Source organism: Trichodesmium erythraeum IMS101 (assembly GCF_000014265.1).
In the GTDB taxonomy this organism is placed as follows: domain Bacteria; phylum Cyanobacteriota; class Cyanobacteriia; order Cyanobacteriales; family Microcoleaceae; genus Trichodesmium; species Trichodesmium erythraeum.
Genome location: NC_008312.1, coordinates 1,740,129 through 1,765,557 on the forward strand (window position 1 = coordinate 1,740,129; position 25,429 = coordinate 1,765,557).

The 25,429-nt window shown below is 33.5% G+C and carries 15 protein-coding genes and 1 pseudogene; 7 read left to right on the forward strand and 9 right to left on the reverse strand.

Annotated elements, in window-relative coordinates; translation table 11 throughout:
• Positions 1-210: 210 nt before the first annotated feature.
• From TERY_RS05165 to TERY_RS05175, 3 genes are all read right to left on the reverse strand, one after another.
• Positions 211-1,668, reverse strand: a complete 1,458-nt coding sequence (locus TERY_RS05165; RefSeq protein ID WP_011610857.1) for a metallopeptidase TldD-related protein — start codon at positions 1,666-1,668, stop codon at positions 211-213.
• A 1,973-nt stretch (positions 1,669-3,641) separates the two neighbouring features.
• Positions 3,642-4,817 (reverse strand): molybdopterin-synthase adenylyltransferase MoeB, encoded by a 1,176-nt coding sequence (moeB, locus tag TERY_RS05170; RefSeq protein ID WP_011610858.1) that lies wholly within the window; start codon positions 4,815-4,817, stop codon positions 3,642-3,644.
• Positions 4,818-5,085: 268 nt separating this feature from the next.
• On the reverse strand, positions 5,086-5,553 hold the full coding sequence (locus tag TERY_RS05175; protein ID WP_011610859.1) for a Mov34/MPN/PAD-1 family protein: 468 nt from the start codon (positions 5,551-5,553) through the stop codon (positions 5,086-5,088).
• A 1,794-nt stretch (positions 5,554-7,347) separates the two neighbouring features.
• On the opposite strand from TERY_RS05175, the gene TERY_RS05180 reads away from it, so the two are divergent.
• Both TERY_RS05180 and TERY_RS05190 read left to right on the forward strand, forming a co-directional pair.
• On the forward strand, positions 7,348-8,013 hold the full coding sequence (locus tag TERY_RS05180) for an FHA domain-containing protein (protein WP_011610860.1): 666 nt from the start codon (positions 7,348-7,350) through the stop codon (positions 8,011-8,013).
• 1,440 nt (positions 8,014-9,453) lie between these two features.
• On the forward strand, positions 9,454-9,807 hold the full coding sequence (locus tag TERY_RS05190) for a hypothetical protein (RefSeq protein WP_011610861.1): 354 nt from the start codon (positions 9,454-9,456) through the stop codon (positions 9,805-9,807).
• A 1,025-nt stretch (positions 9,808-10,832) separates the two neighbouring features.
• Here the strand turns inward: TERY_RS05190 and TERY_RS34560 are convergent.
• A complete protein-coding gene (locus TERY_RS34560; RefSeq protein ID WP_052845751.1) occupies positions 10,833-11,015 on the reverse strand; it encodes a hypothetical protein in 183 nt (60 codons plus the stop codon).
• Positions 11,016-11,288: 273 nt separating this feature from the next.
• Between TERY_RS34560 and TERY_RS05200 the strand changes: the two genes are divergently transcribed.
• On the forward strand, positions 11,289-12,713 hold the full coding sequence (locus tag TERY_RS05200; protein WP_011610862.1) for a deoxyribodipyrimidine photo-lyase, 8-HDF type: 1,425 nt from the start codon (positions 11,289-11,291) through the stop codon (positions 12,711-12,713).
• Positions 12,714-13,005: 292 nt separating this feature from the next.
• On the forward strand, positions 13,006-13,164 hold the full coding sequence (locus TERY_RS32395; RefSeq protein ID WP_155994318.1) for a hypothetical protein: 159 nt from the start codon (positions 13,006-13,008) through the stop codon (positions 13,162-13,164).
• Between the two features lie 578 nt (positions 13,165-13,742).
• On the opposite strand, the gene ppk1 is transcribed toward TERY_RS32395, so the two are convergent.
• From ppk1 to TERY_RS05215, 3 genes are all read right to left on the reverse strand, one after another.
• A complete protein-coding gene (gene ppk1 / locus TERY_RS05205) occupies positions 13,743-15,905 on the reverse strand; it encodes a polyphosphate kinase 1 (RefSeq protein WP_011610863.1) in 2,163 nt (720 codons plus the stop codon).
• Positions 15,906-17,802: 1,897 nt separating this feature from the next.
• The gene (locus tag TERY_RS05210; protein ID WP_044136443.1) at positions 17,803-18,036 is read right to left on the reverse strand and encodes a hypothetical protein; all 234 of its coding nucleotides are present in this window, start codon (positions 18,034-18,036) and stop codon (positions 17,803-17,805) included.
• 12 nt (positions 18,037-18,048) lie between these two features.
• Positions 18,049-18,234 (reverse strand): hypothetical protein, encoded by a 186-nt coding sequence (locus TERY_RS05215; protein WP_011610864.1) that lies wholly within the window; start codon positions 18,232-18,234, stop codon positions 18,049-18,051.
• A gap of 157 nt (positions 18,235-18,391) precedes the next feature.
• Here TERY_RS05215 and TERY_RS24785 point away from each other — a divergent pair, with 157 nt between their 5' ends.
• Positions 18,392-19,870: an AMIN domain-containing protein gene (locus tag TERY_RS24785; RefSeq protein WP_011610865.1), complete on the forward strand. Its 1,479-nt coding sequence runs from the start codon at positions 18,392-18,394 to the stop codon at positions 19,868-19,870.
• Positions 19,871-20,376: 506 nt separating this feature from the next.
• On the opposite strand, the gene TERY_RS05225 is transcribed toward TERY_RS24785, so the two are convergent.
• Both TERY_RS05225 and ltrA read right to left on the reverse strand, forming a co-directional pair.
• Positions 20,377-20,886 carry a DUF3172 domain-containing protein gene (locus tag TERY_RS05225; RefSeq protein ID WP_011610866.1) on the reverse strand — a complete coding sequence of 170 codons (510 nt, stop codon included), beginning with the start codon at positions 20,884-20,886 and terminating at the stop codon, positions 20,377-20,379.
• A 150-nt stretch (positions 20,887-21,036) separates the two neighbouring features.
• Positions 21,037-22,948: pseudogene (ltrA, locus tag TERY_RS05230) on the reverse strand (group II intron reverse transcriptase/maturase).
• An 888-nt stretch (positions 22,949-23,836) separates the two neighbouring features.
• On the opposite strand from ltrA, the gene clpS reads away from it, so the two are divergent.
• Both clpS and TERY_RS05240 read left to right on the forward strand, forming a co-directional pair.
• Positions 23,837-24,124, forward strand: coding sequence for an ATP-dependent Clp protease adapter ClpS (gene clpS, locus TERY_RS05235; protein ID WP_011610869.1), 288 nt, complete (start codon positions 23,837-23,839; stop codon positions 24,122-24,124).
• A gap of 73 nt (positions 24,125-24,197) precedes the next feature.
• Positions 24,198-25,049, forward strand: coding sequence for a CPBP family glutamic-type intramembrane protease (locus TERY_RS05240; protein WP_011610870.1), 852 nt, complete (start codon positions 24,198-24,200; stop codon positions 25,047-25,049).
• Positions 25,050-25,429: the final 380 nt, after the last annotated feature.

A 25,429-nucleotide genomic window follows, 5' to 3' on the forward strand; every position in this document is an offset into this window, starting at 1 on the left:
TGACTAACTTCCCCAAGCTCACCCATAAAAATTGTACAAGCTTCGGAGCTAGCCTCCTGCTTCATTGAAAATCACTGACCGAAGTCTGTAACCTTTATTTGTTCACAGACTTAAAATTTCTGAAAACTGAACTTACTGATACAAATAGTTTTCTAAGTTGACCACAACCTTAAAAATTGGTGTCAACCCTACTTATCAGTATTGAGAACTTCACTTCTGACTTCTAATTTCCCGCTTTCTGACCTCAGAAGTATCTCCACCAACAACAACATTCCCAATACGCAAACTCGGACCTCCACAACCAACAGGTAAACCATTTTGCTCACCTTTACCGCAACCGCCAGACTCATCCCAATGAAAATCATCACCGATCGCTTCAATATCTGCCAAAGTATTAAACACATTTCCAGAAAGAGTCACATCCCTAACCGGTTCAGCTAACTCACCATTTCTAATCATCCAAGCTTCTCCAGCACTAAAAGTAAATATTTCCCCATTAGTCATGCCACCAAACCAGTTACAAGCATAAACTCCCTCCTTAATATCAGCAAATAAATCTGAAACAGGAGTATTTCCTTGTGCTATCCAAGTGTTAGTCATCCTCACAATAGGTGGATAACGGTAGTCAAGACAACGTGCATTACCCGTAGGTGCCTCCCCCAGCTTTCCAGCAGTCTCCCGTGAATGTAAGCGCCCTACTAAAACCCCATCCTGAATCAACTGAGTGGTAGTTGCTAAAGTACCTTCATCATCATAAACATAACTACCCCGATGAACTTCTTCCCCAGCCCCACCTAATAAAGGCTCTACCTTCGCACCATCAAATATTTGTAAATTTTCCGGACCAAATACTCGACCAATTGTCATCACTTCCAGTAGATCAGGATTTTCGTATGCCATATCCGCTTCCGAGAGATGACCAAAAGCTTCGTGAACAAATAAACCTGTCAGAATAGGGTCAATAACTACAGTATAAGCATTACCTTGAACTATGGGTAAAGCTAGAGAATTAACAGCTCTCTGAGCAGCACTACGAACTTGTGCATCCAAATTAGTTAAATCTTCATAAGCCTTGCGAGAACCAGTAGTTTCTCTACCCGTTTGTACAGTATCCCCATTTCTAGCAGTAGCAGCAAAGCGCATTTCCATATCTGTCCAAGATTGTTCTAATATCGTTCCTTCCGAAGTAGCTAGAATAGTTTTTTGGGTACTATCCCCATAACGCACAGACACATTAGTAATTCGAGGATCTACACTCCGCAGCACCTGGCCATAATGTTCGCATAGTTCTTTTTTACTAGCTAAACTTATGTAACGAGGGTTTTTTCCTGTGAGAGAAACCACATGAGTTTCTTGAATAATTGGTATAGGAGCTAGAATAGTTTCTTCTTTCCCAATTAGTTTAGCCGCAGCGATCGCCTCTTCTATTCTATCTTTCAAAGTATATATTTGATTAAAACTGGCAAAACCCCAAGCTCCTTTATAGCAGGCTCGTACTTGACCGCCAATAGAAATACCTTCACTCAGAGTTTCTATTTTGTGGCCTCGCAAAAGAATATCTGTTTCTTCCGACTTTTCTAAGCGAATAGCCAAGTAATCTACTTGAGAGCTATAATCACTGAGTAGGTCAGACAATAGATTTTTGGCTTCAGTTAGTGATATGGGCATTTATATTCCAATAGTTTTATGATTAATATTTGTACAACATCAACTTTGAATGTAAGGTTTTTTTTGGTAGTTATTTAACTATTAGAGCTACTCTGATGATTTCATACCTCATAAACTTTAGTTTTATCAACCGCAGTTTGATATAAAACGTATTAGTATATAGACATTCCCTTAGTCACTCCCAAAAAATAATTTTCGGGAAGCTTAACAGTTGCTATAAATATTATAAAAATTATTTTCATAACAATCTACAACTCATTTCACCTTATCGAAAGGAAAATACTCTAGAAACAATACATATTGGCCGTCCTCAAACAGGAAAACCTCAACCATATAAACACAAAATTCTAGAATACTTAAAGCTAAACCAAGGATTTTATCCTAGAACAACTGTGTCAAAAATTCACAACAGATACAGGTATTAAAGTGAGCATTCCTATAATATTTCGTTTCTTACAAGGACACAAACCCTCCTCGCCAAAAAAACTAAGTACAGTACTCAGGCTAAAACTGAAGCTGTACAGGAGTTAATAGTTGAGTTGAGTATTGCCTAGCGTTCGCTCTAGTAAAGGTCACAAACTTGTCTTTATTGATAAAACCCGATTAAATATAGGCATGATACCTGATTATGGTTAGGTAGAACAACATCTGGAGATAGAGTATATAGTCTAGCACCCTATCCTCATGGTCAAATGATTACCCTCATCGGAGCAATCATGTTCAAACAAATCCTCAACACTATGACCATCAATGCACCGAACCAGTGACAAGGTATTTAAAACTTTTATGGAAGAACTACTGGCCCCTGAATTATGGCCCCCGAAAAGTTGTGGTTGGAGATAATTTGCCAGCTATTTGCTAGCTCATAAGGTTAAGGGAATTTCTGAAGCTATTGAAGCAGTGGAGGCGAGATTCATTTATCTATTTCCTTACTCTCCTCAATTTAACCTTATTGAACAATAGTGGTCAAATCTTAAAGCCCATTAAAAAAAATTGGCCACAACTGGTGAACAATTAGAACAGGCGATCGCTACTTTGATGTATTTAGTCACTCCTAAAATGTTAAGCAACTGGTTTACTCACTGTTATTACTGTAGTCTTTTGTTATGAAAACCGCTATAAACGTATAATTTTTCTTTTTTCCAGAAAAATATTTTTTTTGCTTATTATCATCATTTAGGCTATTTATAATTTTTTCTGTCCTATCTAAAATTAATTCTTGTCCTGTTAAAAATTAAAGTGAATTCCTAACATTTAAAAAGTCTTTGTAGACATAAATAGTATAAAGTTAGAATAACTTATTATTCTAATTTTAATCTTTTTTTATGCCAAATTCTGGTTTTATGAATCATTTTTTTATTTGACCTATTCCCCCTTTTTTATTTTTTTTTCGGATATAATTTGAGCATTTTTATTAATTTTTTTCAATTACTGAGTACCAATACCGATAACTATTTTAGTTTCTTTTGGGTAGTAATTTATATACTCTAACATTTGATTCATTAGTATATTTTTTGATAAAATAGACCCTAAAATTATAGCTTAATTTTTATGTAGCCATACAACTATTCATTCTTAGGATATTATAAAGACAACTAAAAGAGAAAAATTTATTTGTGGAACTATTCTCAAAAATAGACGCAAAAAAAAGTACAGTAAAAAAGATAGTAATCCTTTATCTTTTGCCGATTTATCTGAGTTAATAAATAATTTGCAAATTGAATAGTTAAACAATTTGCTGGAGAAGAAAATTATTCGTCATGTTAAGCAACATTTTTTATAAAATTAACTTCGAGAGTAAAAACCTGTACAAAAAGATAATATAGCAGTAACTTGTGAACTATTAATATTCAAATTTGACTAGCAGATAAAGGTTAGAAGGGAGAAGGTTTTTTCTAACTAATTTGATGATTTTAATTCATAGAAATTTTAGCTTTTTTCTTCCTTCTAACTTCCTCCCTCTTACTTCTGAATTAATATTGAGGTACAGAAGAATCTATTTCCTTACTCCAAGCAGTAATTCCACCCTTGAGATTAGTACCCTCAATACCATGTTCTTTAAGAATACCTAAAGCTTTAGCCGATCTCCCCCCCATCTTACAATGAGCAATTAAAGAGCGATTATTCATTAACTCCTTCACCTTTGTCACACCAGGGCCCTGCTCAATATCTGGCAATGGTACTAAAACAGACCCAGGAATTTTGGCAATATCATATTCATTGGGGTTCCGTACATCAACTAAAACAAAATCATCCTTCTTCCCACTATCAAATAATTGCTTCAAATCTTGAACTGTCATTTCTGGAATAGCCATTTTAGTTTCTGCCTCCTGTGCTTTAGCTTGAGGAATACCACAAAACTGCTCATAATCAATCAACTCTTCAATAATTGGTCGTATCGGATTAGGACGCAATTTCAATTCTCGGAAAGTCATATCTAGGGAATTATAAAGTAACAATCTACCACTCAAAGTCTTACCTTTACCCAAAACAACTTTGATAGTTTCCGTTGCTTGGATCACCCCAATTATTCCTGGTAAAATACCCAACACCCCACCTTCTGCACAAGAAGGTACCATTCCTGGGGGTGGAGGTTCAGGGTAAAGGTCACGGTAGTTCGGTCCACCTTCATAATTAAACACAGTTGCCTGACCCTCAAAGCGGAAAATTGAGCCGTAGACATTAGGTTTATTCAAAAGAACACAGGCATCATTAACCAAATAACGAGTCGGGAAATTATCAGTACCATCAACAATCACATCATAAGACTTGAGAATGTCAAGGGCATTTTCAGCACTTAACCTGGTTTCATAAAGGTCAACCTGACAGTAAGGATTAATTTCATGAATCCGATTTTTAGCAGATTCAATTTTTGGCTTACCCACCCAGGAAGTACCATGAATAACCTGTCGTTGTAAATTGGAACTATCGACAATATCAAAATCTACAATTCCAATATTTCCAATTCCTGCTGCTGCTAGATATAACAATAGTGGAGAACCAAGACCTCCCGTGCCTATACATAGAACACTAGCTGCCTTGAGACGTTTTTGACCATCTAATCCTACTTCCGGTAGAATCAGGTGCCTCGAATAACGTTGATATTCTTCTGTATTTAACTGGATTTGTTCCAGATTAGGATTTAACATGACAATTTTTGCCTAGATATTTCTTAGATAAATTCTGTGAACTGTTTTCCTACTAAACTGGAGATAATAGCTGAAATTCATTAACCCTATGGAATTCAGTTATCTGTTTCATAGTCTTAATGTCTCAGCCTTTATATAATTTAAAATGACTTTTTGAAAAAGCATTCAAATTTTATCAAATTTTTTTGAGCTATTGCGATAAATTGCTAGGAATATTAAAGTTAGCAACTACCTCCTAAAATTATCTACATTAAACCTGCTATATAGCTTATTGCTTATCTTTTATTTTAATAATTTTTTCTGGTTGAAACTGGTGATTATCATCAAGAGACCAACAGAGAAAGTCAATAGCTTGGCCTTTTTCCACTGAGATTATAACATAGGAATATTCTGGCCAAGCATAGGTACGGTCAAATTCTGAGGGGATAGCTACATGGTTTGGGTGGGAATGATAGATGCCAATAATAGATAAGTGGCGTTCTCTTGCGGACTTCATTGTTTTTAGCATCAGTTCTGGGGATATGGCATATCTTTTTTCTTCTGTAAATTCTGTTTGTTCTGGCCAATATTCATCTGCTTCTGTTTGCCAGGCATTTTCAGCAGGCCAGACTTCAATAACTGTTTTTGTCTCTTGGTTTTTCTGACCTAATAGTAAACCACAGCATTCATTTGGGTAAGATATTTCAGCATGAGTCAAAATTTTTTGAAAGTAGGAAGAGGAGAGTATTAAGGGCATCTGTTTTGAGAGGTAGGAAAGCCGAATGTGAGTTAAATAATTTTTGTGTACAATCTATTGAATAAGATTTTATGGTTTTTTTCTTCTTCTTAAGGTATTTATAAGACTGTAATCTCATCAATTTGATAATTGCTATATCTTCTGCTTGATTTTTCAATGAATATTAGTAGAACTTTTACCTTGGCATTCAAATTCAGGTTTAGCGATCGCTTCGAGCTATAAATACTACATTTTATTCTCACAAATCATTCCTAATTGCTGTATCAATATTTAATTTTATTTATTAAGTGATACTTTCTTGATGTTTAATATTTACTATTTGGTACAGTTATTTTCTAAGCCTTTTTATTTTCCTGAATTATTTTTTTTTTAGTTTTTTTGATAAAGTAACCATTATATTTACCCTAATAAAAATTTAGGTTTTGCACATCTAAAATTTTATATCTTTTGGCATTTTATTAGCCAGATTTTATTAATGTATACATCGTTTTTATTGAATTATAGTAATCAAAACTTTTAACATTAACCAAAAGTTAAATTTCAACTGATGGAGTAACTTATGGTAATCAAAAACCAAGTTTATTTCATGGTTATGATTGGTAAAAATCTATTTTCCTTGTTTAATTAATGAGGCAAAAACTGGTATTCTTTTAATATTACAATTAGGGGAAGGGAAAATTATAATTAAGCCAAGGGAACGAAAGGAATTTTACGATAGTTATTTTGGCGATTAAAAAAAACCATGGAAAAATGTTTCGATTATTTTAAGAGGATATAGATACTTTTATTTACCAGAAATAATTGATTTTTTTGAACTTCAAAATGTGTAATACTCTTTTAAATTTAGTAGTAATTAAGTCTTCAAAATAAGAATATATTATTTATTAGATATAGCTCGATTAAATTATAATAAATATCATCAAAAAGTTCCTTGATTTGATAATATTTATTACCTTAAAAAAAAAGTTGGGATAAATTTAGTCAAATTAAATATTGCTAAAATTAGATTAGCTATAAAAAATTATAAGCCTCAATTTTTATTCACAAATATGGATATAAAAACTCAATAAACTTATAATAAATTTTATGCTCAAATAGCAGCAAATTTAGATAATACAATTAAATAATAAAAAAAACTTCATAGATATAGGTTAATTTTTTATCAATTTATTGGTGATAAATTCCGTTTATTTCTATCTTAATTAGCTTATATTTTAATATTATAAATCAGAGAATTAGTATCACAAGCTAGATTAGAAAAAGCTCAAATTTATTCAATGAAAGAAACGTTAATAAAAATTGCCAACCGTATCAAAGTTATAACTCATGTAATTATGGTAAAACTAATATTAAATTATCCATTTTAAGCAGAAATAAAACTGATATTACAAAAATTATTAACAGGAAGACAATTAATTTATTCTTGAGATGAGTTGGTTATAGGATTACTATGTCTAAAAGAGATTTTTAGAAGGTTGTTTGAGGAAAATAACTGTAAATTTTTAAGTCTTGTTCTTTGATTAATTTTGATTATCGATCCTTAATCAATCTGTTTATGTTTACTTTTTTCCTTTAGTTTTTTTTGTTCATGAATAATTCAGGTTAGCTAATTTTAGTAAAAATGAATTATCACAACATCAATTTGCTTTCTAATGTCATGAATTCATGACTTATTCTAGGTCTTATAGCACCAGCTTGGTTTATAAATTATGTAAACATTCAACTCTTATGGCATAAGTTTAGAATCAACATCACAATTATTTAGTAAAGCTAAATCAATTATTTAGGAAGATTATGAGTATTACTTGTGATTTATGTTTCTACAACAGAAACTCAGAAAAAAACAAATTTTGCGAAGTTTGTGGTTCAGAAATTAGACTATCAACTACTTTATTGAAAACTCAAGAAAAAAGTATTCAAGAGGGAGAAATACAAACAGCTATCCAAACAGACAAAAACACAGTAAACCAGGATAAAGATATTAATCAAAATATTAATAACTACTTCCTAAAAACACCGACATATATCAATAAAACTACTAGTCAAAATCCAATTATAGAAGCAGATAAAAAAGTAAATATGACACCTAAAAATGCTATTAATTCTACTCTCATCAATAGCAGTATTGTTAAACTTATCCCCAAACAAATAGGTGCTCCTATACCAGAATTTATTATCGATAGCAATAATGCCATTATTGGTAAATTTAACCCAGAAATAGGACCAGTAGAAATTGATTTAGATGGATTTTATGGAGACAATACTGTTTCCTTAACCCATGCAGAAATCTATTTTAAAAATAATCAATGGCAGATAAAAGACATGGGTTCTACTAATGGTATTTATATCAAACATATAGGAAAAACTAGGTTTGGATACCGTATCAATAAACCAGAAATATTAAACTCAGGAGATGAAATTGCCATAGGTAAAATTAGGTTACTATTTATAATTAGTTGAACGTAACTATAGGATGGATATTGTTGATAAGTAAACATTGAGCTATTAACTATCAGCTCTCAGCAATAATACTCTGCTTTTGTAGTAATATTTAATACCAATCATCAAAAATAATGTAAGACTTTAGACCTTACTAAATACTTCATTTATTAAGTAATAAGTAAGGTTTAGTAATGTTTTTACTTAAGTAAAGAACAAAAAAATTAAACAATTAATAAATTCATTTTTTTTTTGAAATTGATGTCAAGAACAATCCCCCGTAAATGATTCAGTCCATAACGAAAAATACTTTTTGCTCTAGGAACGTATTTTTTAATTTTTCAGGGTATTTGTTCATGTAACCATTCCTTAATTAAAATTGCCCAATATAGAGCCAAACTAATTAACGCGAATAATTTACTCAGTCTTTCAATTTGATTAAAATGAGTTAATTTCAAATTGAATTCTCTAGTTTTAAACATCCCGAACAGTATTTCAATCTCCCGATCCCTGTGGAAGCTGAATCATTACTAATCACAATTAGTAATTCTCCATCATCTAACTGTAAAGCTGAAATATAAACTTGTCTGCCCCAAACCCATCATTTTCTTGAAATAGTTTAATATTCCACAATTTGAAGATGAGCAAAGATAATTAATGCGGCTCAACTTTTTTACCCATCACCAATATTATAATCTGCCTTTTACCTCAGCCAAAAATGAATTTGAGGTTCAATTCTTAAGTAAGTTAACCACTGTTTAGGGATAAACTCTCTATCACCACAAAAATACAATAAAAATACAATACTTGAGCATCGGGAAAAATATCCTAGAATTTATCTAACACATTCATTCTTTCACAAGTGTTATGAAGGTAGCGATCATAAACTACTCCCCTATTAAAAGTAACTAGATTTCAACTTATAAATCTATCCTACTAATAGTAAAATGATAATACTATGATCAGCGTTACTCAGTATAGTTAATTGAAAGAAGATGTTAGTAAATTTGAAGAATTAAGTGACATAGAATGGAAGTTATTTGAAGATATTTTTTCTATTTCACCAGAAAAAAGAGGTAAAAGTATGCCTGATACTCCATTTCGATATATACAATCATACCCTTCTCACTTCCTAAATAACAGGTTGTCCTTATTTTAATCACTTGGGAAAGGCAAAAAGAAACCAGGAAATGCGATCAAAATTTCTGTACCTCGTTTTCAAGAAGAGGGTTGTTTTGCCTAGTATCAAGGTAAATATCGTCGCCTAGTTGTAAGATGGGAGGTTATTTCTGCTTGTATTGAAGCAATTGTAGCGCTCGCCACTATACTTATGTGGATTAATTGCATTTTATTAGTGGGATAGGTTTATATAATAATCTGCCCATTGGTTGTGAAAATTTTTATCACAGTAAACTAGAAACGACTAGAATTAATATTATAAAGACAACTATACTTTATAATATGGATTATGAAACCGCCCGCCAATTTCTCATTGACCAGGGAACTGCTCTAGAAACTAAAATTAACCCAGATGCTTTTCTCATGCGTCTCGAACAAGGCAAACCCCCCATTCCTGGTCAAGTAACTAACATTTTGTTAGCTCTAAAAATATCCTTTGAAACATTACAAGGCGACCCCCTTCTAGACCGAGAATTAGTTGCCGGATTATATTTATTAGCAATAGAAAGTCTGAAATTATTTGAAGCAGGTAGACGAAAAAGAGTTATGTGGCCACCACTTTTAAAAGAAGATATCGAACGAATTACAATTGCCGTGAAAAATATTTTTTCTGGAGTTGTTTCTAAAGTAAAATAATACTTTAGATCAAATCTACTTGCTTTGGAGTGTTATTGGAAACTGGGTTTATGGGAGGTAGATATAATAGAAAAATAATAAATGTTTTTTACAGTTTATTTAGTAGGGGAATAGGGAAGTGGGGGAGTAGAGAAGAGAAGTAAAAATTTATAAAATTAACACTTGCTAATAATTATCAAAAAAGCTATTTATTATGCTTGTGTTAATTACTTAAAAATTGAAGTTTAAAGCAAGTATAATATTCTTCTATCAAGTTTGTATTCTATCAAATCCGGTAGCATTTGTCTAATTCCATATAGATGAATAATAAGTTTAAATTCTAGGAATGAGGAAGCTTTTTTCTTTACTGAGGATAGGAATTATATTACTCTGAAGCTAACAGATTTGATATTAGAGGTTGTTTGAAAAGGGGTAGGGATGTAGTCAATGAGTACTAAACGCCAAACAATAAGACTAGTAATGTTTATGTAAATCATAATCTCCGAGTTTTGAGGCAAATAGTCAGTCATCTTGGCTTAAGTGCCAACAACAACTATACCCTTCCTAGGTGCGCTCAACTACCCAATACTTTTTGAGGAGAATGAAACCCTTGAATTATTTGCTGAGACAGCACTATTTGCACAATTTGGAGCCTCAAAAAAAGACTGGTTTTTGATGAAAAAGATTGACACCCTTCCCCGCTGACATGGAGACGCCCAAAACCGCCCTCCGAAAATCTTAGATTCAGCTTTTTATTTGAGGAGCAAATTTTGATAGCCTACCTGGTGGTAATTCTGCTATTAGGGGTTTTTCCTTTTGAGGAGAGTAGTATTTTGTTTAAGGAATAATACCTTATATGTTCTGTTGGTAATATCTTGAATGATTACTTCAACTAAACCTTTAAACTGTGCATCAATGGGCAGTAATTTCATAAAATACTCTAGTATTTGTTTTCTATCTATTTTGAGCTGAGATTTTTTAGTGCCCGATAAATGGTTTTGAGGTAGCTTTCGTTCTTTTTGTGCTCAATAGTTGTGAGAAAATCTTCAAGGTGTTTTAGCTTTGAAAATGGGCTGTTGTTGTTCTCCTTTCAGAAGGTTGTTTTTGTCTTGTAATTCTTTGAGTTGTGTTGGAAAGCGCTCATACAGGTTCAGTTGTACCTCTACTTTTTGAGACAAAAGCTTGTCTTCAATGACCCTTGGGTTGATTGTTTGTAGAACCTGAGTCAATAATTTTTGGAGCTTCTAGGTGCTTGTCTCATATTTCATATTTGATCACCAACTGTATTCCACTGTCATTATTCTTTATCCTTTATTCTTTTTTGTGATTGGCCCAATACACTGCATCGCTCTTATGATGAGGGTAGTGATCAATCATCAACTAACTCATCATATTGAGTAGATACTTGATCATTACCATGTAAAATTATCAAAATGAAAATGATAAATAACTGATAACTACTCTAAACTTAGTTATTAAAGCTAACACTAAACTCAAATAAAATGTCTAACTTAATCCTATTTTGGCATCGGCGTGATTTACGAATTTCAGATAATGTCGGACTGACACAAGCATCTCAAGAAGGTCAAACCGTAGTAGGTATATTTTGTCTTGATGAAAATATTCTTAAACGAGACGATATTGCTTCTGCAAGAGTTACTTATATGATTGGTTGTTTACAGCATCTACAAAAACGCTATAAACAAATAGGAAGTCAACTTTTAATAATGTCCGGAAAACCTATAGAAGCTATACCAAAATTAGCAACTTTTTTGGAGGCTAAAGCTGTATATTGGAACCTGGATGTTGAACCTTATAGTAGGAAACGCGATCGCCAAGTGAAAGAAAACTTAGAAGCTGCAAATATTCAAGTAAAAACTTTTTGGGAGCAACTTCTTCATTCCCCAGAAGAAATATTTACTTCCACAAAAAAACCCTACTCTGTCTACACTCCTTTCTGGAAAAATTGGCAGGGGAAAAAAAAATCTAACCCGCTAAATACTCCCGTACTCAAAGGTTTAACTGAAGATCAGCTTCAATACACAAAAAAAATTGGAGTAATTGACTTGCCTACTGCTAAACAATTAGGATTTAATTGGGACAATAAACTAATTCTTGAACCAGGAGAAACAGCAGCATTAGAAAAACTAGAAAAATTTTCTAATGGGGCGATATCTTCATATCAAGAACAACGAAACTTCCCCAGTCTTGATGGAACATCTCAACTAAGTGTCGCTCTAAAATTTGGTACTATTGGTATTCGTACTGTTTGGGCAAAAACTCAAGAATTAATTGAAAATTGCTATAGTAGTGAAGTATTTGAAAATATAGAAACCTGGCAAAAAGAAATAGCATGGCGGGAATTTTATCAATATGTTATGTACCATTATCCCGAATTAGAAACAGGTCCCTACCGAGAACATTGGAAAAATTTTCCTTGGAAAAATAATAAAGCACATTTTCAAGCTTGGTGCGAAGGAAATACGGGTTATCCTATTGTTGATGCTGCTATGCGTCAGTTAAATGAAACAGGTTGGATGCACAACCGTTGCCGGATGATAGTTGCCAGTTTTTTAACCAAAGATTTAATTATTAACTGGCAGTGGGGCGAAAAATATTTTATGCAGAATTTAATAGATGGAGACCTTTGTGCTAATAATGGTGGTTGGCAATGGAGTGCTTCCAGTGGAATGGACCCAAAACCCTTGAGAATATTTAATCCTGTATCTCAGACACAAAAATATGACCCAGAAGGGGAATATATTCGACAGTGGGTTTGTGAATTGCGGAGTGTAGATACTCAATATTTAGTTACGGGTAAAATTCCAGCGGAAGAAAGAGAGGCTATAGGTTATCCTCTACCTATTGTTGACCATAAAAAACAACAACAACTATTCAAGGATCTTTACCGAGAACAGAAAAATTGATTTTTTAGATTAGAAGGTTGAAGTTAATATAAACTCAAATTAATTATAACACAAAAACGTCAAGCTTGTAACAACTCATAGTCCCATTATAAGTATAAAATGGCAGAGCTGCTGCCACTGAAACAAAAAAAAAGGGGGCGTTTTCTTTTAGCCCCTTAAAAATCAAAATCATGACAGTCTTATGAATATTAACACAATTTTATAGTTAAGTGCGTTGACTCTTCCATATCATTAGTGATAATATTTGCTAACAATGTAAAGCAAGATAAACTTGCTGAGGGGATATCTCCCAATGTCTACAAGAAAACCTGTAGACGCTTTTAAACAGTTACGTCGCCTTGGTTATCAGCTAAACAGAAGTTTTAATTATTTAACCATGCTAGAGGTAACCTATCAAGATAGCGGTTACTTAGCGGCCTGGTTTAACACCACAAACTACTCTGTTTATTAGACTATAACATAATCTATATAACTTTATTAGTATAACTATGTTAATATATATAAACTTCAATTTTAGTAAATTAACAATAGTTAATCAATCTTTTAGTTCACTTAACAATTTTTATTAGTAGATGGACTCACCCATTTTGTGGGGATGGGTTGAACTTGCCTGTTGCCTCTATTTTTTTGTCTCTGACTACCTAGGTGATACTCATTTTAACCTACAATTAAAATAACATATGTTTTATAAAAAAACAACTAAAAAGTCATCCGATGGGCGGGGGAGGTAATAGCAACCCAATTTTTTTGTAATTTAAGTGAAGGGGAATATGTCATTGATTTGTTTTGCATTTGGCTAGGCATTCAACTTTATATATAGTTCGTTCCATAACTTGCTTGAATATCATAAACACTAAATAGCCATTTTTAAGGTCTGTTCAATATTTAGCATTCAAATTCGCCAATTTCTTCTTAATTTCTTTTACCTTATTTCCCAACAACTTTAATATCTCTACCCACTCCCCTACTTTCCCATTTCTCTATAGGGGTAGATCTCCTACTCTTGAAAAAGACAAAGAAGACTAAACCCTAAGTATTAGCTACGGTTTCCATCAAAATTTTATGGCAGGCAAGTTCAGGAAAATTCTCAGTAGAACGACGCTGAATATACTTACCATCTGGTTGTAGATCCCAAGCTTGTCGGTTGTCAGATAACAGAATGCCCATAATTTCTTGCAACTCTTTTGTGATTTCAGAGTCTTCCACAGGTATAATAGCCTCTATCCGACGATCGAGATTACGAGGCATCCAATCAGCAGAACCAATATACACCTCCTCTTTACCTTTATTATAGAAGTAGAAAACCCGAGAGTGTTCTAAATAACGCCCAATAATACTCACCACCTTAATATTATCACTGATACCTTTTAAACCCGGACGCAAACAACAAATACCACGGACAATCAAATCAATTTTCACCCCTACTTGGGACGCTTTATACAAAGAAGTAATAATTTTAGGATCTACCAAAGAGTTCATCTGGGCAACTATACGACCTGTATCTCCATTTTGGCAATTTTCAATTTCCCGACGAATCAGTTTCATAAAGCGATCGCGCATATTTACAGGTGCCACCAACAATTTCCGGTAAGACTGCTGACGAGAATATCCCGTCAAGAAATTAAACAAATCTGCCAAATCTGCTCCTAATTCTGGTCGACAACTCAACAAACCCAAATCAGTATAAATTTTAGCAGTCTTGGGATTATAGTTACCAGTGCCAATATGAACATAGCGACGGATATGACCTTCTTCCTGACGGACCACCATCACAATTTTAGTATGAGTCTTCAGACCTGCTAAACCATAAACCACATGAACACCATATTGTTCTAACTTCCGCGCCCATTGAATATTATTTTCTTCATCAAATCTTGCCTTCAATTCCACCAATACTGCAACTTGTTTATCGTTTTCAGCTGCAGCAATTAAAGCATTAACAATAGGTGAATTTCCAGAAGTCCGATAAAGAGTCATCTTAATCGCCAATACATTAGGATCGTGTGCTGCTTGACTAATGAAACCTTGTACCGTACTTGCAAAAGAATGATATGGATGATGTAACAATAAGTCTTTCTGGCGAATCACTTCAAAAAAATCAATTTTGTTATTCTCATTCAGGTCAGGAATTCTGAGCTCATCACCATAATGTCGCAACCTTGGTGGCATAGTAGATGTCCAAGTTGGATCTTTAAGATGAGGCAACGGCAACCCTAAAAATGACATTAAATCTTTTAAATCAAGTAATCCATCTACTGTGTAAACGTCTTTTTCTGATAACTCCAAGTTGTCCATTAATGTCTTTTTTAATTTACTTGGCATTGTTGGATTAATTTCCATTCTAACTACGGTACCACCTATACGCTGTTTTCTGAGTTCTTTCTCAATCACTAAGAGCAAGTCATCTCCCTCATCTTCTTGCACTGCCAAGTCAGCATCACGAGTAATCCGAAATACGTGATACTCCTGAATATCCATACCAGGAAACAGAGCTCCCAAATTGTGAGCAATGACTTGTTCGAGAGGAACTCCTGTCCAATTTAGAGTTTTAGCCTTTTGTTCTATTTGTAATTTTTCTGGTAAGCACAAAAAGCGAGGTAATATTTTGGGAACTTTAATTCTGGCTAATAAATCTTCTTGAGTATCTGGATTTTTCAGCATTACTGCTAAGTTAAAACTGAGATTAGATAAATAAGGAAAAGGATGACTAGCATCAATAGCTAGAGGAGTAAGTACGGGAAATATGTGTTCTTCAAAATAGTTTCTTAGATATGTTTTTTCTTCTCTATCTAAGTCTATATAATTTAGGATATCAATACCATTTTTTCTTAACTCTGGTCGTAAGTTTTGCTCAAAGAATTGGTGTTGTAAAGAAACCATTGGTAATAGTATTTGATTAATCTCATCTAGTTGTTCTTGAGGAGTACGACCGTCTGGAGTTAACTTATGCACTTCAGCTTCTATTTGTTTTTTAAGAACTGCTACCCTAACCATAAAATATTCATCTAAGTTAGAACTAAAAATTCCTAAAAATTTTAAACGTTCTAATAGGGGAGTACGGGGGTCTAAACCTTCAGATAAAACCCTACGGTTAAACTCTAACCAACTCAATTCTCTATTAAAGTAGTATTGTGGATTACTAAGTTTTTTTTCGATAGGAGTTTCTACTGTATTCTTTTTGTTTTTGGACATAATTATAATATGGATTTAAATTTATATTGATTGTAAGCTAGTCTTTATTACTTGTAAAGTATATTTTTTTTCTATGAATTGGTTGTGTAATTAATTATAAGTTATCTACTTATCACTTATTAGTACTGACCTTGCTTAGTCCGAGAATTAAATATTTATGGTAAGTATTTTTTTGACTCCCTTAAAAGGGGCAAGAGGCCTAATTTTTTGATTAAAGATTACTTTATTAGTAGATCACAAGGTAGGTCTTTTACATGTCATGTCTCACAGGGAGTTATCGTTTTTTATATTCCTAACCTAAAAACTGCTATAACTATAAGATAAAAAAAATCGTAGAGTTAATAGACATAAATCACCTGATTACCCTATATTTTATCTGCTTTTTTAGTTGAGTATATTCCACTTTATTTAGCATTTTTTACAAATAGGTATTATCCTTAATACGATTCATTTTTTATTAATAATTAGATAATAAATTCTTAGTTATCTTGTTTTAATTTGTTAAAATAATTCACAATAAAATCTAATTATTAGATAATTTTCTTATTATATAAGAGTACAAAACATAGATTTTAACTATATTAATTACTGCCAATATTTACTTAGTTATTAAACAAACTATACCATCACAAATTTACAAACACTCTCTTCGTAAGAATTCAGGTATGAGATGTGGAAATAAGAGAAATACCCGATAATTTTTTGTAATTAAAGGTAATTGCCACTAGAGACGGCTCAAAGAAATTAATCAGTAATTACGAAAAAACACTATATATAGCCTATACTAATCTATGGGATCAGACTAGATATTGTAGCGATCGCTTCCAGTTTTCTCTTGATAAGATATTCCTAAAAAACAGTTTTTTTATACTTCATTTATCAACTCTAAAATTCAAAGTATTTTGGATTTTATTACTGAATATTTAATTTCATTTATTAAATAATTTGATAATAATTAATTTTTGATTTTGTCAATAGTTTTCCCCATTGTCCTACATTGAATTTTTAAATAATTCCCAACTACCATGGCAGAAGCAATATGTTTTTTTTAAATTCTGGCTCTATGATATTGGCATTTCTCAAGTCTTGTTAATTGCTTAATTTACCTGTGACACTATTCTATTTTTCATATAGTTTGTAACTAAAATCCTACATCATCTTTCAAGAATTGCTTCAAGTCATTAGTCACTAGATATTCTGCTGAAGTTTGTGGAAACAGTATCCCAGAAAAACCTGATATTTTTTATCTCTATAAAAACCTTTAATATTAATAAATTTTCCTGATACTAATTCAAAATTACTCTATCTTAATTTTTCTAGTTTTTTATACTTTTCTACACCTCCTGTATCGTCTAATAAACAATTTATTTTTAATGGAAAGTAGTATATTTTCTATCATTATTTATTAAAACCATTAGCTTTTTGGTTGCATACTAGCTATCCATTAATACTTTTTTTACTGGTATTTTTTTGTTGTCAACCACATCAATTATCATTCCTTTTACGTGATTTAATTTACTCCTATCATCGCTTTCTAGGTCAGAAATACGATCATCTATTATCCATAATTATTATATTTTTGGATAAAAATATAAGCAATTAACTACTCCTATTCCACGAACTACTATATGCTCATTTCCATTATAATGACGTCGGAAAAGTTCAATTATTCGGGAATGTTTTTTAGTTATCACTGTATCGTCAAAAACTAAATATATATCCCTAGTAGTTTCAATTTATTCTTTGACATTATCCCAGAAAACTTCAGTCCCTAATTAAAAAAAAATTAATTGAAAATTAATCCGATCATGACTGACTTTTTGAAGATAAGTCGCCAGATTTATAATAGTATAATTTTTTCTAACTACTTATTAAATACTCACAATATTGTATGTAATCAAATTCTATGCAAAAATCCTTGATAAAACCTTTTTTTATATACTATAATGGTTAATAATATAGATAAACTTGACTCAATTTTTTCAGTAATTTCAATGTGAAAGTTGATAATGCGATCATCCTCCGGACGGTGCGACTCACCATCACTACCTTCATGCAATAAAGTCTGAGGATAGTATAATATAGCTTTATGGCACTGCTCAAATTTACTAACTAAGTACAGACATATCATAATTCTTATCTACTATATATATATAGAGTCTTTACGTAAGTCCTGGTTATTTTGACGCTTCCATGCTCTTAGTTGAAAATTTAGATCGGAGTTCCTTTCTCCTGTATTTCCTCCTGTAGGTAATCTAATAATTAATTCTACTGTTGCAGTTGTTTCAAATCTTAAATCATTATTTTCATAGACACTGTTTGCAACCATTGTAATTGGGTAAGATAGATTTTTAATTCTAACCTAGCTGGTCAATAAATTGTCAATGTTTCCATGACTTTGCCTCCTTTAACATTCTTATGGTAATCTTAGATAATAGATTGTAGCTTAATGATTAAATATTTCTGGTATTGTGAGGAGTAAGCTGATGGTAAGTCAATTTAAAAAAAACCTGTCAAGATTAAAATCTCAATTAAAACTTATTAGCTTAGTGGGAACAGTAATAATTAATTTCAGTTTTCCAGTGCCAGCTTTTGGTGCTTTTTTAACAAACTGGTTTTTTGACCCAGATAATAATCAACTTCAGTTTACTCTCCCAGCAGGTACAACTCCTACTTATTCTGTTGAAAGCAAACCTACTCGTCTAGTTGTCTATATTGAAGATACTAAAGTTAGTGTAAATGTGACTGAATTATATCCAGCAGGGTTAGTGCGTAGAGTTAGTCTCTCTCAAGAGAGAATGCAACAAGCAAAAGTTATTATAGACTTTGCTCCGGAAGTAGCTATATCTGCTAAAAAAGTCAAATTAGAACAGGTCGAAGCGCCAGAAAATAGTTGGAAGTTACGTTTACTTGTAGGTAAGGAAAAAACCTCAACTCCAAGAGAAACAAAAGTTTTAAATGGAGATGCTGTTACACTAACAACAAAATCTACAGAAACCACAGAACTAGAAGTAGATTCTTTTACACCAACAACAACATCTATAGAAACCACAAAAATAGAAAATTATGAATCTACCAAAGCAGAAGAGGATCAAGCTTTCACTCCACCCAAGCAAAACAGAGTAAGCTTTCAACAGAGAGCTCCCAAAGTAGAATTTCCTCTACCCAACCCCGCACTTTTGGCAGAGCCTTCTATTCCATTCTTAGTTATTCCCACGGAAAAACGAGATGGTGTCATATTTCCATTAATAGACACTTCGCGTGCTCAACAGTCTCCTACTGCATCCTCTGAAATTTCGGAATTACCACCACTCCAAGGGATAGAAATTGAAAATGCTTTTGTTCCACCTCCCCTAGACCCTGAAACTGTAGAAGAACTAAACGATAGAACTACTAAATCAGTTGATGTAATTTCCTTTGGAGAACCATTGCCTGGAACTTCAGGCAAAAATCAGCTTGAAGATGATGCTTCTATCTTAATTGAAGCAGGAAAGATAATATCTCTAATTTACCCCACTAGCGAGCTTGAACTACCACAGGGAGTTGAAATACAGGAAGTTTTGCTTCTCCAAGAGGCCATAACTGATGAATCTGGTAGAATTATAGTACCAGCTAGAACACCTGTGGTCGGTAGTTTTAAGACCTTCAGTCACGGTAGTCAATTTATCGCCAGAGCTATATATTTCAATAATCGTTTAATCCCCTTTGATGCTCGATCTCAATTGCTCGAAGGAGACCTTGATTTTAATGAAAAAGTTTTAGCAGGTAGTAGCACTGGTAGTGGTCTAGCATTATTACTGTTAACGGGTTCAGGTTTTGGTTTCTTGGCAGGAGCAGCTCTTGGAGCTGGTAGTGTTCTTTTTACTGCTCCTCATTCTGTCACCATTGAGCCGGGGCTTATTGTAGAAGTTCGTGTTGTTAAAGATTTACCCCGCTCTAGATTTTATGATACTAGTAGTTTTTAGGATCTGAAAAAAGGGCTGTGCTTTGGGAGGTAAAATCCTCTGGCTGCAGAGGTTGAGCTGATAATCAATAATTTTTACTTGAGCTGATAGCTGATAGATGAATTTCTGTACTTTAAAAGTTTGGCATTCTTCCCAGCTGTTAGGTACTGGGGTTTTATTGGAAGCCTAAGCTTAACCTCGGGTTGACCTTGGAGATCAACACCAGTAGCATTACTATAATTAGATAGTTAATTAGGAAAACAGAACGAGTGGAAAATTTGCAGTTTGAGCTGAAGATGAGTTTTTTTTTGGGAATAAAACGGTTTTGTTATCACAGGCCACTACTTTTGTTTAGCCATCTTTAGTGCCTGGCAACGAGTGGATAGGGATAGGCTTTTTTGTCTGAAGACTGCCCAACTGCAAATAATAAATTATATTATAACATATATATTCAAAAAAAAACAAATAGTCTTCCTATGGGTGAGTCGAGCTTTAAGCTCAATTTTTAGGTAAGAATGGTATATCAGCTAGAAATTATTATTTTCAGGTGGAGCAAACCCGGGCCCCATATTTTTAAAGAATAGGTTTTGAGCGCTGTCATTTTGATAAATGCAATCAATCTCTGGTTCATCGTTAATATTTCCTGTATACCCAAAGGTATTCATCCGGTTTTTACAGTCACGCACTTGCTCATTGTTGACTAATTTTCTTTGTTGTAGAATTTCCCAGTTACTTCTGCGGATGACACATCCTGGTTTCAAACCAGGCTGAGATACATATACATTAAAAGGATTTAAAGTCAAGAAAACGCGCATATTCATTACCATTGCGCTAGCTCCAAACTGTACACAAATTTCGGGGTTAGGTACGCTGCGATCTATAAATTCACTAGAGGCCATATTTTGTGGGGTAAAATTAGCAGTGGAGCTAAAGGCGATGCCAATGCCAATACCCAAAACAAATACTCCGCCTAAAATTGCCAGAGTAGCATAATTAAATCTGGATACTTGGCTGGTGGTTTGATTTGTACGTTTCATATATATCGAAGTGTTATTATATTTGAAATTATCTGAGCAGAGCAACTATTGGGCCATTAATAATGGGAAAAGCTAGATGTATGTTTTTTCTAACATACAGCAAATTCCAAGTATATGTGTATGAAGTATAGTTAAACTAAGCCAGGTAAGTTACCCTACCCGACTCGTCTTCAGAACCGGACGTGAGGCTTTCACCTCATCCGGCTCCTCTCTTAAACGTCCTTTTTTTCATAGGTACATCCCTGTTTTTAGAATCAACATATCATTTACCCATAGGTATTCATCAGGTAAGTCCTGTAACTTAGGTTTTGTGTATGTTTTATTATCTAAAGCAGTTTTAGTATCGTGGCAGTGTCGGTGTAGCAGTTGTTTATTTTTAACTGTGTTGTCACCACCTTCAGACCTTGGTTTTATATGGTCAATTTCCATAAGGTCGTTTGATCTGAAGGTTAATCCACAAAATGCGCATTTATTCTTTTGCCGTTTTAACAGCGTTGTTACTTCTTTCCTTATGCCTGGGTGTTTACCGATTCTACTGCTCCAATAAGTCCAATCGCCGTCATAAGGGGATTTATTGCCCTTTACCTTGACGTGTCTTTTTATAGCTACGTCTGCGTGTAGGTTAAGTACGTATTCGCCGTCATTAAGTAACCAGTTTCTGGTCTCTTTGCAGCGAGGGAAATACTTTTGTTTTACCCATTTGGCTGACTTGTTTGGATGCCGTCTACTTCCCCATCTCCATATCCTTTTCCACAGGAGGCAGTCTAATTTGCTGTATACCTCTTTACTGACTACAGTGGAGAAGTAGTTGGCCCATCCCCTGATTATCGGATTTAGTTTAGCTATTAAAGCTTTCGTAGGGGCGGTTTTGTGGCAATCACATATATCCGCCAACTTCCGATAATGAGTTTTAATACTCTTAGATGATGGCTTAATCAGTGTCTTAAATCCTTGTTTGGTTGTCTTGACTTTCCATTGCCTTATTGTAAATCCTAAAAAATTAAATCCGGGTTTGTTTCCTTCATATTCTTCCAGGGTGTGGGCAATTTTAGTCTTTTCTGGTTTTAGCTCTAATCCTACCTGGTTTAACCATTCCTGTATTAAGGTTTTTGCTTGTATTAATACTTTGATGTCTTTGTGTAGGATTACAAAATCATCTGCGTATCTTATTAAGGATAATGCCTGTATGTTGTCATGCTTTCTCCCTGGAAGGGTTTTGGCAAATTCTTCTAAACATTTTTCCATACCGTGTAGGGCGATGTTTGCTCTTTCAGGGTGAGATAACCCCTCCCTGTGGCGTACCTTCCACAGTGTTTGAGAATTGTTTGTTGTCACACACTCCAGATTTTAACCATTGTTTGATTAATCGTCTGTATGGAGATTTTCCTATTTTTCTCAACAGTGCACCATGGTTAATTTGGTCAAAACATTTGGATATGTCAGCATCTAAAACATATTTTGATTTTTTGTTGATGCTTTTATAGATGGCTTCAATGGCATCATGTGCTGACCGACCTGGTCTAAAACCATAGCTATTAGGCTCAAAAAGTGCCTCCCATTCTGGTTCCATACCTAACTTTACCAGTGCTTGAAGGGCCCTATCATACATGGTAGGTATGCCTAGTGGACGTTTTTCTTCTCTACCTGGTTTTGGTATCCAGACTCTACGGGTTGGGCTTGCTTTAAGATATCGTGACCTTAACATTTCTACCAAGTTAAATCTTTGCATTGGGGGAAGACTTTTTATACCGTCTATACCCGCTGTTTTCTTTCCCTGGTTGTCTTGCGTCACACGCCTAACAGCTAGCAACCTAGCATAATAACTTTTGGTCAGAAGTTTTTGATACTTACGCATTTTGCGGATTTCGCCACGGCTGGATGCTCTGTAAATTAACTTTTGCAACTTAAATACATATTTTTCTACCTTTTTCCAGTTAATGTCTTTCCATTTAAGGTTAGGATTGACACTACATAGGTCTGGTATATCGTTTGTATCCCATGCTACGCTTAAAAATGGCTCAGGATTTTCTAAGTTTCTTTTTAGGGTTTTAGCTTTGTTCATAGCTAGTCATTACTTTACATTACGTCTAACAGTGAGTACGTCTGCATCTGCAATGCTTCTTACTCAATCCTACTCTCCTTAAAACCTACAACTTCTGTGTAGATTGACCTTGAATGGCTTCCTAAGTTTTCGACCTATTTACTTAGGTGTTTTTAAAGAGGTTTCCTCGTTCCCTTATTCCTTTATTGCGATTGATTTAGTGGGGTAAATTCTCCCGGGGGTTATGACATGGTTGTTGACATAAACTATACTATATTTATGTCCATTGGCCCCTGACCTTCGTCCAACATCCCATAGCTACCTTCGGAATGGTCCTTAATAACGAGAGTTTGATTACCTTCCTATTTGTCCACTTGTCAACCTTTGCTCGCGGTATCGTTCCTCGGTAACTGGTATTTTCCCGCTTTTAAACCAGCTTCAGGGATTGATGTTCAATCGCTACCCTGTGGTCTACGCTGTCAACCTAACAACAAGGTGGATGGAATTACACCATCAAGGTAATAAGAGTTATTCACAAGTCGAGGTTTTCCTCATGTGGTGACTTGGAATGGTCATTTATACACAGTTTCCTGGTTTTAGTGACCAACGAGTCGCACAGTATATATGAAGTCCTCACCCCAGCAGGGGGGACTTCAATTCTACAACTATAAATTTTAGCAAGGAAATTATTAGTCTTGATTATGTATAAAGAAGTACAAAAGATATGGACTTTGATTATATTGTGACAACTTTCAAGTTAGGAGTTTTTTATGTCAAAAGTATTAATAAAAAAGTCAGATGACAAAAGAATCTGATTTTTTATTGATTTTTTTAGTTTAATGTTAAGTTTTATGTTATGTGTATACTATAACGTAATATTTAATTTATTTAAGTAAGCAGGATAGAATAGTGTCTATAGAGACTATAGAAAAACCTACCACTTCCACAGTCCGTAAAACTGCACCCCATTATCGTGTTTTACTCCATAATGATGATTTTAACAGCATGGAGTATGTGGTGCAAACTTTGATGAAAACAGTACCAAGCTTGACTCAACCCCAAGCTGTTAACATAATGATGGAAGCTCACTCAAATGGTATTGCATTGGTAATTATCTGTGCTTTAGAACCTGCAGAGTTCTACTGCGAAAATTTGAAAAACCATGGACTAACCAGCACCATAGAACCTGATGAGTAATTTTGTTCTAATTATAGATACCGGGCTTCTTTAGTTGGAAACTCGGTTTCTCCATCTCTTGTGGTTCTTGGCAATGTCTAATTTATTATTACTTCAGAAAATAGCGGAGTTTTCTGCTCCTACAAGAATTGTAATTTTTCTGAGCATATTACTTTTGGTTTGGATGCCACTGGCAATACCAATCTATTTTTTGGTCGAAGATGTTAATCTACAGAGTATATGGACAATAACTCTTCTATACATTGAGTTTATTATTTTAGTCAGGTTATGGGGAAAGAAAGTATATCAGCAACCCCATCTATTATGTGACTACGGTTTAATAATAAATAGACGTAATTTTCAACTGTTTTTTCAAGGTTTAGGAATAGGTTTATTTTGTCTATTTAGTTTGTTGATATTAGAGATGTTTTTGGGATGGTTAGTATGGCTTTCACCCCCAGAAGATTTACTAAAATTTATCTTTGAAGGTTTATTAGTTTCTGTAGGTATTGGTTTTGCTGAAGAGTTATTATTTAGGGGTTGGTTGTTAGATGAGTTGGAGAGAAATTATCAATCAACAATAGTTTTATGGGTGAGTAGTATTGTTTATGCAGTACTACATTTTATTAAACCTATAGAAGAAATTTGGCGGACTTTGTTACAATTTCCGGGTTTAGTTTTATTGGGTTTAATATTTGTTTGGGCAAAACGTAGTAGTGGGAAAAAGTTGAACAAATTTACTAATAAGAAAGAAGAGTTATTGGGTTTTCCTATGGGTATTCATGCTGGTTTAGTATGGGGATATTATATTGTTAATGTGAGTGGTTTAGTTAAATATGATGATGGGGTTGGAGATTGGTTAATTGGAATAGATGGTAATCCTTTAATGGGTTTAATGGGGTTGTTATTTTTAGGAGTGATAGCTTTTGGGGTGAGAAGAAGTTGATTTGTCTAAAAATTCACCTAATTTATGTTCAATTTGGCTCTGAATTATAAATGTTTTATTGTTGACGATTTCAGAAAAATAAATCATATTTCTATGATGTTTTTGGGGAATAATTTTATGGCTAAGAGATAATCCTAATCTCGTACTTTTGTCTTTGGTTTTAGCCGTAAAAAAAATATTATAAAGGCTTTTTTTTAGTTCCTGTGGTATGTCAGGTTGATTCTCTATAAATTTTAATTTTTAGCTAGTCTGGGGTGATAGTTTATGTTTTAATTTTAATTAAACTAGTTTGATTGTTTATATCTTCAATGGTTAGTTTTTGATGATATTTATTAATAACATTATTGACATTACTAATATTTATCAAAATTTGTTTAATT

Coding starts and splice junctions, on each gene's coding strand:
- TERY_RS05165 (WP_011610857.1), bottom strand. CDS start 1,668: ATGCCCATATCACTAACTGAAGCCAAAAATCTATTGTCTGACCTACTC.
- moeB (WP_011610858.1), bottom strand. CDS start 4,817: ATGTTAAATCCTAATCTGGAACAAATCCAGTTAAATACAGAAGAATAT.
- TERY_RS05175 (WP_011610859.1), bottom strand. CDS start 5,553: ATGCCCTTAATACTCTCCTCTTCCTACTTTCAAAAAATTTTGACTCAT.
- TERY_RS05180 (WP_011610860.1), top strand. CDS start 7,348: ATGAGTATTACTTGTGATTTATGTTTCTACAACAGAAACTCAGAAAAA.
- TERY_RS05190 (WP_011610861.1), top strand. CDS start 9,454: ATGGATTATGAAACCGCCCGCCAATTTCTCATTGACCAGGGAACTGCT.
- TERY_RS05200 (WP_011610862.1), top strand. CDS start 11,289: ATGTCTAACTTAATCCTATTTTGGCATCGGCGTGATTTACGAATTTCA.
- TERY_RS32395 (WP_155994318.1), top strand. CDS start 13,006: ATGTCTACAAGAAAACCTGTAGACGCTTTTAAACAGTTACGTCGCCTT.
- ppk1 (WP_011610863.1), bottom strand. CDS start 15,905: ATGTCCAAAAACAAAAAGAATACAGTAGAAACTCCTATCGAAAAAAAA.
- TERY_RS05210 (WP_044136443.1), bottom strand. CDS start 18,036: ATGATATGTCTGTACTTAGTTAGTAAATTTGAGCAGTGCCATAAAGCT.
- TERY_RS05215 (WP_011610864.1), bottom strand. CDS start 18,234: ATGGTTGCAAACAGTGTCTATGAAAATAATGATTTAAGATTTGAAACA.
- TERY_RS24785 (WP_011610865.1), top strand. CDS start 18,392: ATGGTAAGTCAATTTAAAAAAAACCTGTCAAGATTAAAATCTCAATTA.
- TERY_RS05225 (WP_011610866.1), bottom strand. CDS start 20,886: ATGAAACGTACAAATCAAACCACCAGCCAAGTATCCAGATTTAATTAT.
- TERY_RS05240 (WP_011610870.1), top strand. CDS start 24,198: ATGTCTAATTTATTATTACTTCAGAAAATAGCGGAGTTTTCTGCTCCT.